Origin of the sequence: Tahibacter sp. (assembly GCF_032229445.1) — a bacterium.
In the GTDB taxonomy this organism is placed as follows: domain Bacteria; phylum Pseudomonadota; class Gammaproteobacteria; order Xanthomonadales; family Rhodanobacteraceae; genus Tahibacter.
In genome coordinates this window covers 127,038-147,599 of record NZ_JAVTWC010000127.1, presented here as the reverse complement: position 1 = coordinate 147,599, position 20,562 = coordinate 127,038, and the positions used below count along the sequence as shown (strand labels likewise).

10 protein-coding genes and 1 pseudogene are annotated in these 20,562 nt (G+C 67.2%); 7 read left to right on the top strand and 4 right to left on the bottom strand.

The features are described 5' to 3' along the window. The 6 genes and pseudogenes from RUU78_RS24720 to RUU78_RS24695 form a co-directional block, all read left to right on the top strand. Nucleotides 1-725 (top strand): annotated as a pseudogene (locus tag RUU78_RS24720) (hypothetical protein); the annotation flags it as partial. A 2-nt stretch (nt 726-727) separates the two neighbouring features. Continuing rightward, a complete protein-coding gene (locus RUU78_RS24715; RefSeq protein WP_313920479.1) occupies nt 728-1,891 on the top strand; it encodes a DUF2169 domain-containing protein in 1,164 nt (387 codons plus the stop codon). Further along, nucleotides 1,884-3,182, top strand: a complete 1,299-nt coding sequence (locus tag RUU78_RS24710) for a DUF4150 domain-containing protein (protein ID WP_313920478.1) — start codon at nt 1,884-1,886, stop codon at nt 3,180-3,182. Before RUU78_RS24715 ends, RUU78_RS24710 begins: the two co-directional genes overlap by 8 nt. Nucleotides 3,183-3,268: 86 nt before the next feature. Next, nucleotides 3,269-4,009, top strand: coding sequence for an ankyrin repeat domain-containing protein (locus tag RUU78_RS24705; protein ID WP_313920477.1), 741 nt, complete (start codon nt 3,269-3,271; stop codon nt 4,007-4,009). A gap of 115 nt (nt 4,010-4,124) precedes the next feature. Continuing rightward, nucleotides 4,125-8,174: an RHS repeat-associated core domain-containing protein gene (locus RUU78_RS24700; RefSeq protein WP_313920475.1), complete on the top strand. Its 4,050-nt coding sequence runs from the start codon at nt 4,125-4,127 to the stop codon at nt 8,172-8,174. Beyond that, nucleotides 8,168-8,992 (top strand): hypothetical protein, encoded by an 825-nt coding sequence (locus tag RUU78_RS24695; RefSeq protein WP_313920472.1) that lies wholly within the window; start codon nt 8,168-8,170, stop codon nt 8,990-8,992. Before RUU78_RS24700 ends, RUU78_RS24695 begins: the two co-directional genes overlap by 7 nt. Nucleotides 8,993-9,287: 295 nt before the next feature. On the opposite strand, the gene RUU78_RS24690 is transcribed toward RUU78_RS24695, so the two are convergent. From RUU78_RS24690 to RUU78_RS24675, 4 genes are all read right to left on the bottom strand, one after another. Beyond that, nucleotides 9,288-10,865: a DUF4082 domain-containing protein gene (locus RUU78_RS24690; protein ID WP_313920471.1), complete on the bottom strand. Its 1,578-nt coding sequence runs from the start codon at nt 10,863-10,865 to the stop codon at nt 9,288-9,290. Between the two features lie 230 nt (nt 10,866-11,095). After that, complete coding sequence (locus RUU78_RS24685) at nt 11,096-13,753, bottom strand: serine/threonine-protein kinase (RefSeq protein WP_313920469.1); 2,658 nt, start codon at nt 13,751-13,753, stop codon at nt 11,096-11,098. Beyond that, nucleotides 13,750-14,310, bottom strand: a complete 561-nt coding sequence (locus tag RUU78_RS24680; RefSeq protein WP_313920468.1) for an ECF-type sigma factor — start codon at nt 14,308-14,310, stop codon at nt 13,750-13,752. The genes RUU78_RS24685 and RUU78_RS24680 overlap by 4 nt, the downstream gene beginning before the upstream one ends. 817 nt (nt 14,311-15,127) lie before the next feature. Continuing rightward, nucleotides 15,128-16,810 carry an RICIN domain-containing protein gene (locus RUU78_RS24675; RefSeq protein ID WP_313920466.1) on the bottom strand — a complete coding sequence of 561 codons (1,683 nt, stop codon included), beginning with the start codon at nt 16,808-16,810 and terminating at the stop codon, nt 15,128-15,130. Between the two features lie 67 nt (nt 16,811-16,877). Between RUU78_RS24675 and RUU78_RS24670 the strand changes: the two genes are divergently transcribed. Next, nucleotides 16,878-20,474: a calcium-binding protein gene (locus RUU78_RS24670; RefSeq protein ID WP_313920464.1), complete on the top strand. Its 3,597-nt coding sequence runs from the start codon at nt 16,878-16,880 to the stop codon at nt 20,472-20,474. The last annotated feature ends 88 nt before the right edge of the window (nt 20,475-20,562 follow it).

Here is a 20,562-nt window from a genome sequence, read left to right as displayed (position 1 = left end):
TGCACGCGGAGAAGAACCAGGACATCGAAGTCGAGAACGACGAGACGCACTGGGTGGGACACGACCGCACCAAGACGATCGACCACGATGAAACCGTGTTCGTGAAGCACGACCGCACCGAGACGGTCGACCACAACGAGACGATCACGGTGCACAACGACCGCACCGAGACCGTCGATGGCCACGAGACCATCACGATCCACAAGAACCGCACCGAGACGGTCGACGGCAACGAGACGATCACGGTGCACAAGAACCGCACCGAGACCGTCGACAAGAACGAGACGATCACGATAGTCCAGAACCGCACCGAGGACGTGGGCCAGAACGAGAAGGTCGGCATCGGCAAGAACCGCACCGTCACGATCGGCCAGAACAAGAGCGAAACGATCGGCATGGGTTCCATGCTGAACGTCGGACTGGCCCAGGTGACCAACATCGGCGGCGCGTATGCGCTCAATGTCGGCGCGGGCTGGATGAGTAACGTCGGCCTCATGCACCTGCACAACGTCGGCGTGAAGCTCGCGGTCACGGTCGGCAAGACGCTCAGTGTCAGCGCCGGCAATTCCGCCACCTACGAGGCCGGCGACAAGCTCTCGCTGATCTGCGGCGATTCGATGATCGTGCTGGAGAAGAACGGCACGGTCACGATCAGCGGCAACAAGATCAAGATCATCGGCGAGAAGCACGTCGACGTGAACGGCAAGCTGATCGATATCAACTGACCATGGCGGAGCTGATCAATCACACCGCCTTCCCGGCCCTGCTGTTCGACACGCTGGACCAGCACGACGCCGGTTTCAGCGTGCTCGCCGCACAGGTGAGCTACGACCTCGTGATCCGTCCCGGGGACGGCGCGGCCACGCTGCAGTTCTGTGCCGAGCAGGCGCCGCTGTGCATGGCCGACGAACACTATGGTGAGCCGGATCGCACGAGCACGCGCCTGGAAAGCGATATTGCGCCGTACAAGCCGCGCCTCGACGTGATCGTCAACGGCACGGCGTACGCGCCCGGCGACAAGCCGGCCGATGCGTTCGGCGCGGCGATCCGTGTCTACGAACGTACACGCAGCGTGCTGGTCAGCGGCCCGCGCCAGTGGAAGCGCGGCGTGACCGGATGGGCGCTGACCGATCCGGCGCCGCTGTCCGCGCTGGCGCTGCGCTACGAATACGCCAGCGGCGGTCTGCACCACATCAAGGATCGCGACTACGCCGCGGCGACGAACATCGTGGGCATGGGCTGGTATCCGGTCGAGTTCCTGCGCCAGTTCAAGGGCGACCTGCTGCCTGCGCCGCAGATCGAATCCTACGAGCACCGCCTGCGCGGCATCAGCGATGAATTGCCCGCGGCGGGCTTCGGCTTCGTCGGCCGCGGCTGGCGCGGCCGCATCGAATACGCCGGCACCGCCGATGCGGCCTGGCAGGCCGAACGTCATCCGCTGCTGCCGCGCGATTTCCGCATGGACTTCTGGAACGGTGCGCCCGTGGCGCAGCAGTTCGAGCATCCCAGGCCGCTGGGCAGCGTGCCGATCGCGACCCAGAACCTCGTGCCCGCGCGCGACGTACCGGCGCAAGGCGTGTATTTCGAGGTGCCGGTCGAAAGTGTGTTCGCGCTGGTCGGGCTCGAGCGCGGCATCGGCCTCACGCGAGACCTGACGCTCGACACCATCGTCGTCGACATGGACGCGCGGCGCGTCCGTTGCACGTATCGCCTCGCGCTGGCCGAGGAGCTCGACATCGCCGAAGTGCAGCTGCGCTACATCGCCGCCGACGAGCGCGACGCGCAGCGCGAAAAGGCCGCACGCATGAATCCTGATCCGGCCGTGCGCGAATTCGTGCCGCTGCCGCCGAGCCTGATGCGGTCACCCACCGGACAGATTGCCCATGGCTAGCAATCTTGCCGCGCGCAAAGATGGAAAATGGCGCATCGTGTTCCTCGCGCCGGACTTCTGCCTCACCCCGGGCGTGCCCTCGCCGGTGCCGTATCCGGTGACCTCGGACCTGGGCAGTTCCAGGAACGTGGTCACGTCGGTGCGCCTGAACAAGAAACCCGCCTTCGTTTTCGACGCGAGCAAGGCGCCCAAAACGCTGGGCGACCAGGCCGGCGTCAACAAGGGCGTGGTCAGCCATACCGTCGGTGCCGACTGCTGGGCGATGACGCATTCGCCGGATACGCGCATCGGCCAGCGCTGGGTCGTGCGCAACGGCGAAATGTTCTGGATGAACGGCAATTTCAACAAGCCGCCGGGCAAGAACCTCTCGAAGAAAGAGCGCTGGGAAGAGCGCAAGCGCCTCATCGAGCAGGGCAAGCAGAGCGCCGATCCGAAGGTGCGCGCAGCGGCCGAGCGGCTCGAACGCAACAACGTCGGCGTGGAGAAGGCCAAGCTCGCGCAGGACATCTACAACCCGGACAAGGGGCCACCCGAGGGCTGGAAGAACATCAGCAACGATCCCGAGGCACTGGCCAAGTACGGACTCAAGCCCGAGGACATGCGCATCGACGGCACGCCGAGCTTCCGCGCTGGCGTCTACGAGCCCGACCCGGCCGTGTTCGGCAACGACATGCGCCCGTCGGTGGTGTTCCAGGGCACCAATCCGTCGAGCATGACGGACTGGAAGAACAACTTCGCCCAGGGCATGAACATGAATTCGCCGTACTACGAGCGCGCCGTCGGAATCGGCAACTCGGTCGGCAATTCCGGCACCCCGGTCGATATCGTCGGCCACTCGCTCGGCGGCGGCATGGCCTCGGCCGCGTCGCGCGCGAGCGGCGCGCCAGGCTGGACCTTCAACTCGGCCGGCCTCAATCCGAACACGGTAACGCGCTACGGCGGCACCAATCACGTGCCGGGCACGGAAAACATCAACGCCTACCAGGTCGCTGGCGAAGTGCTGACCGGCCTGCAGCAGCAGGGCTGGGGCGGTACGCTCGGCACGGCCGGTGCGGGCGCGGCGATCGGCGGCGCGTTCGGCGGCTTCATCGGCGCGGGCATCGGCGCGGTGGTCGGCGGACTTGCCAAGATTGGCCTCAGCGCGCTGATGCCCGACGCGGTCGGCAACACGTTCCCGCTCGACGGCCACGGCAACCCGGTTTCGCGACACGGCATGGACCAGGTCATCGACGGCATCGAAAAACAGAAGGACGAGGACCAGGCCATCATTCACGGCGCTGGCGGAGGCTAGCGATGAAACGCTGGTCCGCCGCGTGGCGGCGATGGTGTGTGGCAGTGGCGGCGATCCTGTCGTCGGGACTTTCGGAAAGTGCAGGCATGAGAACCCAACCGGCAGAGAAATTCTTCAGCGGCCCCACCCTCACGCTGGCCCAGGCCATCGAGCAGGGTGACGTGGCCGAGACCGATGCGCTGGCCCGCACGGTCGACCTCAACAAGCCCGGCGCGGAGGACATGACGCTGCTGTTCTTCGCGTTGCAGAAGGCATTCGGCGAAAAGCCCGCGCAGCTGCAGATCATCACGCACCTGGTCAAGGCCGGCGCCGATCCGCTGCACACCGTCGAAGATGTCGGCAGCGTGCTTGGCGTTTCGCTGCAGGCGGCCAGTCCGCTGTACGTCAAGGCGTTGCTCGATGCGGGAGTGGACCCGAATACCGTCGAGGGCACCACGCCGATCCTCTTCAAGGCGACGCGCGAAGCGACGTTCGACACGCTGAAGCTGCTCGTCGAGCGCGGCGCGGATGTCAATCGGCGCGACTCGCTCGGCAACACCGCGCTGATGCAGGGTCTGACGACGATGCAGCTCGATCAGGTCGAGTACCTGCTGGCGCAGGGCGCCACGCCCGACTTCGTCAACATCAACGGCGTCTCCTTCGCCGGGCAGTTGCAGTTCCAGATCGGCCGCCAGCAGGAAGGATCGCCGGCGCACCAAAAGATGCTGCAACTGCGCGAACGCATCGTCGCGATGGGCGTGGCCTGGCCACCGGCGTCGCGCGAGACGGAACAGGAACGCATGCGCGCGCGGGGCCAGGAACCTGGCAAACCACTGCGGGTGCACTGATCCGTATCACCGACAACGCAATCGAGACGGGGGAGTGTTCGTGGCCTGCGCGAGCAGGCAGCCGGGGGGCACAGACACCAGACGGAAGCGCAATCTTCTTTGAGCGGAAGCGAACATGTCCGTAGGGAACACGATAGGGAAACTGACCAACGAGCCGATGCTGCCGCAAAGCACGCCGGCCGGCAGCGGCAATCCTCCCGAGAAGAAAAGCTGGTGGAGCAAGTGGGGTGACGTGGTCCACACCGGACTCGACATCCTCGGCGCGGTGCCAGTCGTCGGCATCGTCGCCGACGGCGCGAACGCGGCGATCTACGCGGCCGAAGGCGACTACGTCAACGCGGCGATTTCGGGCGCGTCGGCCGCAGCGAACCTGATTCCCGGCGGTGGCGCGGCGATGAAGGCCGGCAAGGCGGCGGTTGCCGTCGGCAAGACCGTCGCCAAGGAAAGTGCTGAGGCGCTGGCCAAGGCGGCGGCGAAAGAGGCGGCGGAGAAAGCCGCCAAAGAAGCCGCCGAAAAGGCTGCCAAGGAAGGGGCCGAAGCGGCCGGCAAGAAGACCGCGAAGAACGCCGGCAGCGACGCCGGCGGCGGTGTAAAAGGCAAAGGCAAGAAAAAGGAACCCTGCAAGAACAAGACGTGTGTCGGTGCGCCGGTCAATCCGGTGACCGGCATCAAGTTCCTGATCGGCGAGGACGAACTCGACTTCGACCTGCCTGCGCCGCTGCCGCTCCCTTGGCAGCGCACGTATTTTTCCGACCAGCTCGGCAACGGCTGGCTGGGGCAGGGCTGGTCCGTGCCGCTCGCGGTCCATCTGCGCCGCCGTTCCGATGGGCTGGTCCTGACCGACAGCACCGGCCGCGACGTCGAACTGCCGGAACTCGACGCCGGCGGGGATCACTTCGACCACTACGAGTCGATCGCGATTCGCCGCGAGGCCAACGGCCGCTACCGGCTCAGCTCCGCCACCGGCGGCAGCCACCAGATTTTCGCGCCGCTGGATCTCGACGCTGCCGATCCGGAAGGGCTGCGCAGCACGTATCTGCCGCTCGTGGCGCTGGAGGATCGCAACGGCAATCAGATCCGCGTCGTCTACGGAGAAACCGGACTGCCGACCTTCGTGCACGATTCGGCCGGCCGCATTTTCGGCATGACGTTCGATGCGCTGGAAACCCGCGCGGGCCCGCGTCAGCGCCTCGGCGGTGTCGCGCAGCTGCACGGCGATCCCGGCAGCGACGGAACCTGGTCGGTCGCACAGGTCGAGCCGCTGGTGTTCTACCGCTACAGCGCAGACGGCGACCTCGCTGCCGTGATCGATGCCGAGGGGCAGGTACGCCGCGAGTTCCGCTATCGCAATCACCTGCTCGTCGAGCATGCGCAGCCCGGCGGACTGGTGTCGCGCTACGAGTACGACGAGTACACGCCGCGTGGGCGCGTGCTGCGCCACGCGACCAACGTCGACCAGTTCTGGGTGTTCGACTACGCGCCGCATGCGACGACGGTGACCGACAACCTCGGGCGCCAGACACGCTACGAATACGACGACGACAAGGATCTCGTGGCGATCGTCGATGCAGCCGGTGGCGTCACGCGCTACGAGCACAACGCCTGGGGCAAGCCGACGTCGATCACCGATCCGAGCGGCCGGATCACGCGCTATCGCTACGACGCCTACGGCAACACCACGGCGACCGTGGAGCCGGGCGGAACGACGGAAATCCACTATCACGAAACCTGGCGACTGCCGGTCGCGCTGATCGACGCGAGCGGCGCCACGACGCGCATGGACTATGACGCGGCGGGCAATCTGGTGCGGCGCACCGACGCGGCGGGCAATGTCACGCAATTCAATCACGACGCGCGCGGCCTGGTCGTGCGCGTGATCGATGCGCACGGTGGCCGGCAGTCGTTCGACTACGACCGCTACGGCCAACTGGTCACACATACCGACTGTGTCGGACACACGACGCGCTACGAATGGGACGCGCGCGGCAACCAGACCGCGCTGGTGCAGGCGGACGGCACGCGCACCGACTACGAGTACGACCGCAGCGGCCGCCTGCTGCGCGTCAGTCATGCCGACGGCGCCAGCGAGCGCTATGAATACGACGCGCTCGGACGCATGGTCGGCCGCGTCGATGTCGCCGGCGCCAAGACCGTCTGGGAACTCGCGGCCGACGGCAAGCCGCTGTCGCGCACCGACGCGCTCGGCCACATTGCCCGCTACGGCTACGACGGCGCGCGCCGTCTCGTCGCGCTGGTCAACGAAAACCACGCGCACTACCGCTTTGCGTTCGACGCCAACGATAACCTGATCGCCGAGCAGGGCTTCGACGCACGCCTGACGCGCTATGCCTACGACGCGGCCGGACGCGTCATCGAAAAGCGCGAACTCGGCACGCAGGCCGCGAGCGGCGTGACAGCGGATGCCGAGGATCCGCCGCATATGCTGCGCACGCAGTACCGGCGCGACGAGGCCGGCCGGGTCGTCGAGAAAATCGTCGCGCGTGCGCACGACAAGCGCATCCAGCGCACGCAGTACGCGTACGACGCGGCAGGGCGGCTCGTCGCAGGGACGAACACAGGCGGCCGCGTCGGTCTTGTCTACGACGATCTGTCGCAGGTGGTCGAGGAGAGCAGCCTCGTGCTCGGTTCGCAGCGCCGCATCGCCTACGCATACGACGGCCTCGGCAACCGGGTAGCCACCACGCTGCCAGACGGACGTGTACTGACGCAGCGCTTCTACGGCCCGGGATTCCTGCACCAGATCGCGCTCGATGGCAGCACGATCAGCGACATGGAGCGCGATGCGATGCAGCGCGAGACCGTGCGCAGCCAGGGCGCGCTGACGAGCTATTTCGACTATGACGTCGTCGGTCGTCGCGTCGGCCAGCGTGCGCGCAAGAGCGCCGTCGCGGCGGACGACGCGGTCGCGCGCCGCTACGTCTACGGTGCCGACGGCAGTCTCGCCGCGGTCAGCGACCGCCGTTTTGGTCAGACGCAATATGGCTACGACGCGCTCGGCCGTCTGACGCGCGCCAATACAGAACGCTTCGCGTTCGATCCCGCGCACAACATCGTCGATACGGCGGGGCAGGCGGTCGGCGACAATCGCGTCGTCGCGTTCGACGACAAGCGCTTTCGCTACGACACCCACGGCAATCTCGTCGAGAAGCGCATCGCCGGCCATACCCGCATCCGCTTCCACTACGATCCTGAGCATCGGCTCGAGCTCGCCGAAATCTCGCGCAACGGCGTGCAGCAGCGCGTGACCTACGGCTACGACGCGTTCGGCCGTCGCACCTGGAAGCGCGACGATTTCGGCACCACCGAATTCGTCTGGGACGGCAATCGCCTGCTGCAGGAAACGCGGCACCGGCGCTGCCTGACCTATGTCTACGACGACACGAGTTTCGTCCCGGTCGCGCAGCTCGAATCGCTGTCGGGACCGGCCGTGTCGCCGATGGAAACCACCGCGACCGTACGCTATTTCCACACCGATCAGAGCGGCGCGCCGCGCGAGCTCAGCGAGTCCGATGGCCGCATCGCCTGGCGCGCAAACTACCGCGCCTGGGGCAATACGGTGCTGGTCGAGTATCCCGATGCGCCGGCCGCGCCGTTGGCCGAACCGGTGCATCAACCGCTGCGCTTCCAGGGCCAGTACTTCGATGCGGAGACCGGGCTGCACTACAACCGCTTCCGCTACTACGACCCGGACGTCGGACGCTTCACCAGCCAGGATCCGGTGGGCCTGGCAGGCGGGCCAAACTTCTATCAGTACGCGCCCAATCCGTTCGAATGGATCGACCCGCACGGCCTCAAGCACACGGCCGTCTGGGCACTCATGGATGCGAACGGCAAGCTCAAGGCCGAAGGCATCGAGTTCAGCGGCTGCGACAAGAAACCGGGGCGCCGCCTGAACTTCCAGGAACAGCTGATGGTGCATACCGAACGCAAGATCATGGCGAAGATTTCCGGCGTCGCCGCGCCTGGTGATCATCTCGTGATCCTCGGTGAACGGCCGCCCTGCAATCCGGGCGGACGCGGCTGCCAGTCGGCGATGGATGCCTTCGCGCGCGAGCGCGGCGTCAAGGTCACCTATATGACAAACGACGGTGAGTGGAACTACCCTCAGCTGTCCTGTGACTGCGGCAAGAAGAAACCATGCTGAGCAGCTTTCCGGCCTTGCCGCAGTGGATCGCGTTGTCGGACGCCGAAAAGGACATCGTGCTGGCGCGTGTGTCTGATGAGCTGTCGTTGCCGCAGCCGTTCGCGCTGTCGCGCGACGGCTACGTCGCGCCGCGCGTGGTGGTCGATTACGCGGAGCCCGTCGGGAAGATCGCGTTCCGGCTGATCCCGGCGCATACGGTTCCGGTTGGCCTCAGCGACAACAATCTCGCGGCGATACACCGCATCAGTGACGAGCCGCCGATCAGTGTCGAGGAAATGACGCCGTTGATCCGCATGGACGTCGCGGCCTTCCTGGTCGCCGAACTGCCGCTGTCGGTGGCGGCCGCGCGCGTGCTCATCGACCAGGCGCATGACGAGCGCGCCGAATTTCCCGCCTACCTCGACGACGCGTCGGCGCAGGCGGCCGTGCAGCGGCTCGGTGCGACGCTGCCGAGCGAGGCGCAATGGGAATGCGCGGCGAAGGCCGGTGCCGATCCGCTGTTTCCGTTCGGCAACGCGCTGCTGCCCGAGTCAGCACTCGAGCGGTGGATGCGCTACGACCTCGGCGATGCCACGTCGGCGCTGAATGCATTCGGCGTCGGCGGGTTCTTCTTCGCCGAGTGGTGTGGCGACATGTTCGCGACCAGCCACGCCACCGACGCGGAACGTCTGCCCGGCACGCGCACGATCAAAGGCGGCGGCGCGTACTTCTGGCCGTGGCAGGACGAGGAATGGGTCTGGTGCCTGTCGTCGATGCGCATGCCATCGAGTGACCTCGACTCCGGCGTCGCGGTGTGCCGGCCGGTGATTGCGCCGTAGCGTGGTGCCTTGGAGCGGATACCCAATGCTCAGCTAGCCCGCAAAAAAGCCGTGAAAAGCCCTCCCCTTCAAGGGGGTGAAGGACGATGGTGTAGAACCGCAGGTTCTCATCGTTCTGAGCGCCCAGCGGGCCGGAGGGTTGGGTGGGAATGGTGTTTGGGCTAGCGCCGGGTATGGCGATCACAACGGCCGTTCGTCGCTGAAGTGACGGGTGGTGGCTGCAGCGCATGCCGGACGGCCTCGCAAGTGCGGCATAGCCTCGGCGACGGTACCGGCAGCGCCGCAGAATGCGTGGTCAGTGCCGCGATGCCCGCTGGGCCGCGGCGAGGCCGACGAGTGCCAGCAGCGCCGCGAGCAACAGGGTCGTGTGGCGTCCGAGCGTCGCTACGGGGATCGGCGGCGGAGCAGCGCGCGTGGTCACATCGAACGTGCCGCTGACCCCGCCAATGGTCAGCGTCGCCTGGGCAAGCGTGGCGAAACTCGTCGCTGACATCAGTCGGACGCGGACGGTGTCGCCGTTCTGCACGGTGCCCGCAGCACTGGTGTAGGCGGCGTCGTTGATCGAATAGGCCCCGCCCGTGATTGCGACGGCACTAGGGCTGTCGATGCCGCTGACCGTGACGGGATTTGAATTCACCCAGGTGTCAGGGGCGACACCGGACTGCGGAATGAAGGCGAAGGGAGCTGGTGTCGTATCGGCTTGCGCCGTGGTGACAACGAAATCAGCGTTGACGCCGCCGATGGTCAGCGTCGCTGTTGTGGCTGTGGCAAAGGTGGGTGCGGCGGTCAGCTGCACCGTCACAGAGTCGCCCGGCGACACCGTTGCCGTTGCGGCTGCGTAGCCGGCGCCATTGATGGAATAGCGGCCGCCGACGATAGCAATGACGCTGGGACTGTTGGTGCCGGTGACGACGATCGCGTTTGACGTGGCGACGCTACCCCGCACCGCGTCGGCCTGCGCAGCGAAGGTGAAGGGATCGGGCGTGGTATCGGCCGCGGTCGTGGTCACGACGAAATCCGAGCTGACGCCGCCGATGGTCAGCCTGGCCGTTGCCGGGGTAGCAAAGGTCGGCGCGGCGGTAAGCCGCACGGTCACCGTGTCACCTTCCGACACCGTGCCCGCCGCCGCCGTATACGCACCGGCGTTGATGGCGTAGGTGCCTCCTGCCACGCTGACGGCGGTGGGGCTGTCGATGCCGCTGACGGTGATGGGATTGGACGTCGCCACGGTGCCTGGTGCTGCGTTGGTCTGTGCGGGGAAGACGAAAGGATCGGGCGTGAAGTCGGCGGAGAGCAGGAAATTCGGGCCGAAAAAACCCTCGTCGACGCCGGCAAACACGCCGGGGTAGGCCAGGGGGCCGGCACCGGCGATAGAAAGTGTCTGGCGTGACTGGCCAAAGCTGATGCGCGTGTCATAGGTCTCGTCGCCCGCGTACAGCATCACATCGCCGCAGGCCGTGCCGCACTGGTCGGCTACGGGCCCGAAATAGGCGCCGACGACATAGGTTTGCCCAGGGGCGAGCGTGAGGGGCGTGATGGCGACGTAGCGGTAGCTGCCGATCCGCAGCGACGCGGTGCCCGCGGGCAGCGTGGCCTGTGCCAGCAGGGTGCCACTGGCCGTCCACAGCCCGATGGGGTGGGGATCCTTCAGCCCGTTGGCGTCGTCGTACAGCCCCAGTGCCTGGACCTGCACTGCGCGGGGGCCGACCCGGAACGACCAGCCGGCCGTCGCGCTCTGGTTCGCGCCGATGATGTTGCGCCAGTTCGCCGACAATCCATCGGCAGTGCGTATGGCGGGAACGTCGACGGCCCGCGCAAGGTCAGCGGCGAGGCCCAGGAAGGCGGCGAGCAGGAGGGTGGCGATCGTGCGCATGGCGAAAGACTCCGAGGAGAAGGCGATGTCAGCGACAAGCGGCGCCGGATTCCCTCATCGCTGTTGAGCCTCGTGGACAGAACCGTCCGATGCGGGGCAACTCGCCGCCGCCGTTCCGTGGCAAGACGCAAGCGGGCCAGCCCGCCGTTCTTCGCCGTCACTGAAGTCCGCGGCGCGCATCAGGACGGTGTCTCGACGGATGCGCGACGAACGGGTGTGAGGAAGGCGGGCTAGCGCGCAGCGGGGTGCGTGGCAGCGGCGCGCTGATTCAGGTCGGCGCGCAGGCGTTGCATGCGCTGGCGCTGGTCGTCGAAATCGGCCGGCGCATCGCGGAGTACGGGCTCGCATTCGTCCAGCCGCGCGGCGGCCGAAACCCGGTCACCGCGCAACAGCGCGACCTGAGCCAGCCCCAGCAAGCTGTGGCCGACTTCCGGATGAGCGGCACGCAAGCGGCTGCGCTGCGTCGCCAGTGCTGCCTGATAGAGCGGTTCTGCATGGCCCGGCTGCCCGCGGGCGACGAGCACGTCGGCAAGGTAGCTCTGGGCCGCGGCGATGCGCGGATGACCCGGCTCCAGATGCCGCTCAACGATGCGCAGGCTATCCCTGAGCGCCTGTTCGGCGGACTCCAGCTGGCCTCGGGCCAGCAGTACGTTGCCCAGCCGCGCCAGGGTCTGCGCGGTTTCGGCATGGCCAGGCCCGTGCAGGTGCAGATCGATCGCGTGCGATTCGCGCAGCAGGGTCTCGGCCTTGTCCAGCTCACCGCGTTGCTGCAGGGCGTAGGCCAGCTCGTAGAGGCTGATGGAGACATCAGCGCTACCCTCACCGAGCACGCTGCGCCGGACTGCCAGGGCGCGGCGCAGCAGGGATTCGGCCTCGTCGATGCGCCCGCGCGAAATCAGCGTGCGTCCCAGGTGAGTCATTACATTGGCAGTGGCCAGATGGTTTTCACCCAAGGCCCGCAGGCGCTGCTCCAGCACTTCGCGGAAGGCCGCTTCGGCGAGGGCGTAGTCGCCCAGGGTTCGCCGGAGCAGGCCGATGTTCACCAGCGTGGACAGCACGGGCGGCGCCGAGTCGCCCAGCGCGCGGCGGCGCAGAGCCAGCGATGCCTCGTAAAGCGGCAGGGCTTCGTCGTTGCGACCCGCGTCATACAGGGTGAGCGCAAGATTGTTCAGCGAGCGGCCGTACTGTACAGGGTCGGCCGGCACCATTTCGCGCCGCAGGCTGAGTGCTTCCCGATGCAGTTGCTCGGCTTGGGCGTAGTCGGCATTGGTGCGCCGGAGCTCGCCCAGGGCGTCGATGCTCTCGGCCAGTTCAGCCGGTTCCTGCGGGCTCTGGGCGCGCCGCAGGGCGACTGCGCGCTCGGCCAGCGCGATGCCCTTGCGGTACTCGCCGAGCTGGCGATAGGCATTGGCCATCAGTACCAGTAGCCGCGCTTGCACGGGTGGATCGTCCCGCAGCTGTTCGCCCACGTCCTGGGCGCCGCGATCGAGCACATCGCGCAAGCTCGGTGCCGAACCTTCGGCTGGATTGGGATTGGCACCGTCGAACAGTCGGGCGAGAAACTGGGCAACGCGCTCGGCGGCCCTGCGCTGGTATTCGGCACGGTCCTGCGCTGCGGTGCTGCGATCACGTTCGTCCCGCAGTCGTACCGCCAATACTGCCAACGCAATTGCCGCGCCCACGATGAGCGCGAGTGCGAAGGCGGCCAGGGCCACCCCGACGCGGTGGCGGCGGAAGAATTTTCGCGCGCGATAGCGCAGCGTATCCGGCCGTGCCTTGAGAGGCTGGCTGTGAAGGTAGCGCTCAATGTCATCGCCCAGTTGCTGCGCTGTGGCATAGCGCCGCTGGGGTTCAGCGGCGAGGGCCGTGAGTACCAGCGTGTCCAGGTCGCCGCGCAGTTCCCGCGACCAGGTCTGTCGTCGCTCCGGGGTGTTCCAGGGGGGCGCGGCAGGGTCGCGTTGCAGGACGGCGCTGCTCGGTCGCGGTGGGGGCACGGAAGGATCAGTCCCGGGGACCTGGGGACGCTGGCCTACGAGCAGCTGGTACAGGATGACGCCCAGCGAATACACGTCACTGGCCGTGGTGACCGGCTCGCCGCGCACCTGTTCGGGGCTGGCGTATTCCGGGGTCAGCAGGCGCGTTGCTTCGGGCGCGTCGTCCGAACGCTGGGCATCGACGGACAGCAGCAGCTTCGCGATGCCGAAATCCAGCAATTTGGGCGAGCCGTCGGCTGCGACCAGGATGTTGCCGGGCTTGAGGTCGCGATGGATGACCAGGTTCTGGTGGGCGTGCTGCACGGCCTGGCAGACAGCGAGCAGCAAGCGCAGGCGCTGGGGAATGTCCAGTGCGCGCGTTTGACCAAATTGGGTAATCGGCTCGCCTTCCACATATTCCATCACCAGGTATGGAGTGCCGTCGGCGGCCACACCGCCATCGAGCAGGCTGGCGATGGCGGGGTGCCTGAGGTCGGCGAGAATTTGCCGTTCCAGGGCGAAGCGCGCTTCGAAGGCGCTGCCTCGCAGCCAGGGGCTGAGCATCTTGAGCGCTGCGTACGCCCGGTAGACGCCATCGGTCCGTTCGGCCAGGTAGACGTTGCCCATGCCACCGCTACCCAATTCGCGAATCAGGCGCCAGGCGCCCAGGACTGCGCCCTGCGGCAGCGGCGCATGGTCCATCACGGCCTGTTGGCTGGCCTTGTCCAGGAGGGCGGTAGCGGGCCCGGGTTCACCGTGCGGGTCCGCTTCCAGCAGTCCGGCCACTTCAGCACGCAACGATGGATCGTCGGCGCACTCCGCCTTCAGATAGTCGTCGCGGTGTTCCGGCGGCAGGGCAAGCGCCGCGTGAAACAGCGATTCGAGGCGCCGAAAGCGGGCTCCATCTGTCGTCACGCCAGCAGTGCCTGGCGTAGCCAGGCTTTGGCGAAACGCAGGTCGCGATCAATGGTTGCCTCGGATACGTCCAGTACGAGGGACATTTCCAGGTAGGACAGCCCCCCGAAATAGTGCAGTTCCAGTACATCGCGCTTGCGCGGGTCGAGGGCCGAGAGCTGAGTCAGGAGTTGATCGAAGGCGAGGACGTCGGGCGGCGAGCGGCTGTCGTGGAGGTCGTCGGCCTGGAGGGTGATCGCGGCCGCGCCACCGCCATGCCTGAGGCGCTGCTTGCGGCGGGCGTGGTCTACCAGCACATGGCGCATCTGACGTGCGGCGATCGCAAAGAAGTGCGCGCGATCCTGCAACTCGACGGCAGGGCCGATCAGGCGCAGGCACGCTTCGTGGACCAACTCCGTGGCGTTGAGCGTGATGGGACCTTCGCGGCGCAGATGACGCTGGGCGAGCCTGCGCAGATCGCTGTAGACCAGCGGGACCAGCCGGTCCAGCGCGCTCGCGTCGCCGCTACGCCATTCGCCCAGGAGGTTCGTGATCGGGAGCTGTTCGAGAGCGTTCATTCGGAAACAATCGACGGCGCGCGAGTCCGAGGATATCAGGTGGGCGGCGGTCTCTCCGTCGGTGGGAAGCCGGAGATCGCAGCCTCCGGCGGTGTCAGTCGGGCGGTGAAGACCGTCGCAGCCCGGTCATGGCCGAAGCACCGGACTGGGCTCAGGACAGGTGCCCTGGACGCCGCCTCGAATGTTCGCCCAGTGTGTGTGGCGCGGGGGCGCGATCCGGAACCGCCGGTGCGATGCAGCGGCGCTGGTCGCGGCCGGCTCTTGCTGTTTGGGTAGACGCAGTTCCGCGTCGCATTTTCCGGGCGCGGCGCAGGCAGTCGTCGGCGCGGATGCGAGTGCCTGGGTCAACCGCCAGCGGCCCGGTTACGGCGAACGCGCGTGCTTTGGCGTGGAGGGGAGTGCCGGTTTCGCCATCCGTCCCGCGTCCCTGATCCGGCGGCACAGAGGGGAACGTGTGGACAAAGCAAACCGCATGCCTCGCGCCTGTTCGTAGCGAGGCTGTCGTCACGTAGTCCGCATGCGCCGCGTGGAGGCAGGTGACTCGACCCTGCGCCGGACCGACACGAAGGAGCAGCGCGCGTCTGGGCGAGCGTAGCGGCCGCCGAAGTACGAGCAGGGTGCGAATCCGGGCCAACGGTCGCGCCGGGGCGGTTTGCGCCGCCGAGCCTCGGCGCCGTGGGACGGGCGTCTCCAGGCCGCGCCGTCAGAAGCCGGCGCGGCCTGCACCGCTACTCCTCGCGCCGGCCCCGGCAAGCCGGCAGAACAGCGCCGCGCCGGCCATCGACACCGGCCGGTGCGGCGGGTCAGGACTTCCCGGTCAGGACCGATCGAGCGCCACCAGCTCCCACTGCTGGCTGTTGTCGCCGGTGTAGGGGTACTGGATCAGAGGTGCTCCGGGATGTTGCGATGCGCTCGCGACGGCAATCACCTGCGTGCTGTGCACCGACACCAGTTTTGCCCGGTTGGATGAAACCGGCACCACGTCCCATTGCTGGCTGGTGTCGCCCGTATAGGGGTATTGGATCAATCGCGCCCCCTGCTGCGTTGACGCACTGGCCACGGCGATGACCTGGCCGCTGAGCAGCGACACCAGCCTGCACCGGGTACGGCTGTCGCCAATCCACACCAACTGCCACTGCTGGCTGCTGTCGCCGCTGTACGGATACTGGATCAGTGGCGTGGCCGTCTGTTCGGACGCACCGGCCACGGCGATGACCTGGCCACTCAGTGCCGAAACGATCCGGTAGAGATTGCGTGTGGTGAAAAGCGTGACGTGCCCGTTGCCACCGTCCGTGGTGCCCGCTGAAATATTTCCGGCAGTGGATGAAACGTAGCTGCTTCCGCCGCCGCCGCCACCGCCGCCGCCCGGAGAACCGGCGCCGCCACCGTCACCGCAGTGGGCGCCGCCGCCGCCGCCGCCGCCCCCACCAGAGGTGGAGGTGCTGTTGGCGGACTCCCCGCTGCCGCCCTGGGCCGTGAGGCGGGGATCGCCCCCGGCGCCGCCGCGGCCTCCATGACCCAGCGGGCGCAGCGCGGCGCCATTGCCGCCCGCAGCGCCGGTGCCGCCGCTGCCGCCATCTCCGCCGTCCAGGCCCAGGTCACCCTGACCGCCGGCGCCGCCGCCGCCGGCGGCGTGAATGAGCAGGCCGCTCACGGAACCGACCACCGCGGAAGATCCGCCGCCGCCGCCGCCGTTTGCGCCCGGATCGTTGCCCCCCTTGCCGCCGCTGCCGCCCGGCCGGAAACCCGTACCCGGATGCACGCCATGAGCGGCACCGCCTACGGTGATGGTCAACTGTTCGCCGGGCACGACCGGGACAATCGCGCTGATTCGGCTTCCGTGGCCCGGCCCGCCCGAATTGCCTGACCCATAGCCGCCGTAGCCACCGGCGATGCTGATCACGACTTGCTCCATATCCGCTGGCACGGTCGTGACATACGGGGTGTCGCGGTAGGCGAACTGCTGCGGAAACTCGCTCGACACCGCGTCGGCGGTGGGCGAGGAGAGCGATGTTCCGGTCAGGCTGCTGCTGGCAGGGGGCGTATCGTTGGCGTTCATGCTGCGCTCCGCGAAGTCAGGGGGGTGTGCTGTCCGCGAAATGCGGAGCAGCGCAGGACGTCGGCGATCGTGACCGGCCATCGCTGGTCCTATCGCTCGTCCCAGCCCCAGGAAGCGCCGCAGACAGACGAATTCCCTCATTCCCCTATGCCGCATTCGCTGCGTAGTGAGCTGGCCGCAGCCCCACATCGGATAGAGGGGCGCGCGCGCCACGCTTGCTTCTGTCATCGACGCATCGCGCCTGTTGCGCAAGAAACCCATCGACCTCGGCGCGCCAGTCCGCAGCACGAGGGAATACGGGTTCAAATGCCGGAAAAAAGCAAAATACAACAATTGCTTACCTAAGGATCGTTCCTGCCGCGGCCCGCCGACAGCCCGTGTCGACCCCGGGTTTTCGCTCGCCACTTTCCCCTGCGGTTGCTGAAGTCGATGCGTCGTCACGAGGCACCGTGCCGCTCGCCGCCGTGCTGCCGTGACGTCGCCACCGACCATCCTGGGAGAGTCCGACATGTCCGTTAACCCTGAATTTCCGAGCGCCGCCGGCGCCCGGCTGCCAATCCCGAATCCGCGGCGGCGTACCGGCGGCCTGCAGCGCTGTCTGCTCGCCGCCGCCGTGGCCGCCGTGGCGTTGGTTTCCGGCGCCGCAACCGCGGCCGAGACCGCGCCGCGCAGCGTCGTCGCCGCCGTAGCCGGCGCGAACGCGCAGGCCGCCACGGCCAAGGCTCCGGCCGCGCGCAAGGCAACTGCCGACGTGTCCATCGTGGTCAACGGCACGGGCGCGCTCTACGTCAGCCGCGACGCCGGCGCGCTGCATTTCTGGATCGTCGACGCGACGGCCGGTACGGTGCAGCGCAAGGCCAGTGCGACGATCGACGCGAGTATCGATCAGATCGTCGCGGTCGAGATCGGCGATGCGGTCACCGGTGTGCTCTATGCCGACAACCTGCGCAGCCCGGGCGACCAGTACCGGCTCGCGTTCCGCGGCGAGATCGCCGACGGCGGCATCGCGATTCCGCTGAAGGCAGGAGCGCTCGCGCCGCTGGCGGCGATCACCGTGCCCGACGAGATCGTCGTCGTCGCGCCGGCACAGGTCGAACTGCTCGCGCTGATCGACAGCCAGCGCGCGCTATTCCAGCGCGTGCAGGACGTCACCCTGCTGCACAGCGACCAGGTCGAACGCTTTCGCGCCGAAGCCGAAGCCGAACTCGTCGACTTCTATGAAACGCAGGTACACGAAGGCCCGATCGGCCAGGCGCTGCTCGACGAGGTCGCTGCCGGAATCCAGGCGCGCCACGACGCGTTCCTCAACCAGGTCAATCTCGACCTGATTGAGCTGCAGGCGCAGGCGGCGCAGATTGCGCTGACCGGCACCCAGCAGGCGGCACGCTACGAGGGTCCGGTGCTCAACTGCGTCAACGCGCAGGTCGCCAAGATCAGCGACCGCATGAAATCGCTCGAGGCACGGCTGGTCGTCCGAACCGACGACGAGACCGACAATGAACGCAACGAAGCCGAGATCGCCGCTGCCGAAGCCGAATTCCAGCGCTTCGAAGCCGAACTGCTGGCCTGCACCGAGAGCAGCGAGCTCGAGAACTACGCGCCGGTCGTCGGCGTCGACGAGAACGGCGCCGGCTACCAGCCGATCGCAGCGGCCGCGCAGGCCCTGCTCGACGACATCGAGCCGCGCGTCGAGGCCTGGCGCCTCGCACTCGAGGCTGCCGGCATGGACAAGGCCGCGCGCATCGAGAATTCCACCCTGGCCGCCGACGCACTGGCCCTCGAAGACGCCTTCGCCGACTGGGTCAGCCCGGCCTACACGGTCGACGATCCGACCGTACCGTCCGTGCCATCCGTGCCGGGCTCGAAAGCCCGGCGTGCACAGGAAATCGCCGCTGCAACCGAAGCGGTCACCGAGGCAGAAAAGGCGGCCGGCTCCCTCAAGGGTGGCGAGGAACTGTGCGGCGACGAAACCTGGGTCGTCGAGTTCGGCCTCGGCGCGGCCAGCGTCGTCATCGGCACGCCGTGGAACGACAGCATCGTCACTGGTAACAATCTCAACATCATCGCGGCGCTCGGCGGCGACGACTGCATCGAGAGCCATGACGGTCACGACCTGGTGATCGCCGGTCGCGGCGAGGACACGGTCTACGCCGGAGACGGCCACGACTTCGTGTTCGGCGGGCGCGACAACGACGAGATCCACGGTGGTGCTGGCCGCTCGTACACGGTGACGGCCGGTCCGGTCGTGCTCGAGTTCGACCTCGGCAACCTGATCGTCGGACAGGCCGGCGACGACCGCATCTTCGGCGGCGAAGTCGCGGCCGACCGCGGCGAAGACGGCAATGTCGACGAGAACGGCTACACCGACTTCATCTTCGGCGACCTGCTGCTGTTCGGCGGCGCGCCGGGCAACGATCAGATCGACGGCGAGATGGGCATCGACTTCCTGTTCGGTCAGCAGGGCAACGACCAGCTGACCAACATCGATCCCGGCGTATTCCGCATCGAAGGCATCGACATCCCGTTCGGCACGTTCTTCTTCGGCGGCATCGGCAACGACACCATCGTCGGCAGCAACACGACCGTGATCGGTGTCATTCCGCTGCTCGGCGACTTCATCTTCGGCAACGACGGCAACGACATCGTTGCAGCCAATGCCGGCGTCGATTTCGTGTTCGGCTCTGACGGCGACGATCGCATCGACGGCGGCACCGGCATGGACTTCGCGTTTGGCTCGGGCGGCAACGACACGGTACTCGGCAACGACGGCACCGACCTCGTGACCGGCAACGACGGCAACGACACGGTGCGCGGCGGTGCGGGACTCATCGACCTCGTGTTCGGCGGCGACGGCAACGACACGCTCTACGGTGACGACGGCATGGATCTCGTGTTCGGCCGCGACGGCGTGGATCGCATCTTTGGCGGCAACGGCATCGACCTGATCTTCGGCGCGAACGACGCCGACATCATCGACGGCAACGACGGCATCGACCTGGTATTCGGCGGCCGCGGCGAAGACCAGATCAACGGCGGCGACGGCATCGACCTGCTGTTCGGCAACAGCGAGTCCGACACCGTTCGCGGCGGCGCGTCGACCGACATCATCTTCGGCAACGACAACTCGGAGAAAAAGGACGAGTTCCTCTACGGCGAATCCGGCATCGATATCGTGTTCGGCAACTCGGGCAACGACGTGATCGAAGGCGGCGCGGATCTCGACCTGCTGTTCGGCAACCGCGGCGACGACCGGATCAACGGCAACGACGGCATCGATCTGATCTTCGGCAATGACGGCCGCGATTTCCTCTATGGCGACAGCGGGCTGGACGTGCTGTTCGGCGGTACCGGCATCGACACGCTCGAAGGCGGTGCGGACATCGACCTGCTGTTCGGTGGCGACGACTGCGACTACCTGCGCGGTCAGGACGGCATCGACCTGCTGTTCGGCGGCGCTGGCGGTGATTTCATCGAAGGCGGCAACGGCCTGGATCTCGCGTTCGGCGGCGCCGGCGTCGACAACATCAAGGGCAGCGCGGACACGGATCTGCTGTTCGGTGGTGACGATGCGGACTATCTGTCGGGCGAAAGCGGGCTCGATCTGGCGTTCGGCGGCAACGGCGACGACCACCTGCTCGGCGGTACCGGCCTCGACCTGCTGTTCGGCGGTGACGGCAACGACTTCGCACGCGGCGACTCGGAGATGGATCTGATCTTCGGCGGCGCGAACGACGACACGATCGACGGCAGTGGCGACACCGACCTGTTGTTCGGCGGCAAGGGCAACGACCGCATCAACTCGGGCAGCGGCAACGACCTGAGCTTCGGCAACGACGGCAACGATCGCCTGCGTGCGGTGGAAGGACGCAATCTCGCGTTCGGCAATGGCGGCGACGATACGGTCGACGGCTACTACTCGTCGGGCTCGGACAACGCCGACCTGTTGTTCGGCAACGGCGGCAGCGATTCGATCACCGGCAACCAGTCGAACTCGAAAGACTGGCGCTTCGGCGGCTCCGGTTCCGACAACACGTCGTGGAATACGACCTTCGTCAGCGCGAGCGAATTCAACGTGTCCTGGAGCGGCCCGGCCGTGTGCCTGTAAGCGATCGTCGACGCGTGCGGCCGCTTCGACGCCGACGGACGCGGCACGGTGGGACGCTGTTCGCGGTGGGGGTGCGGGGCGTAAGCGC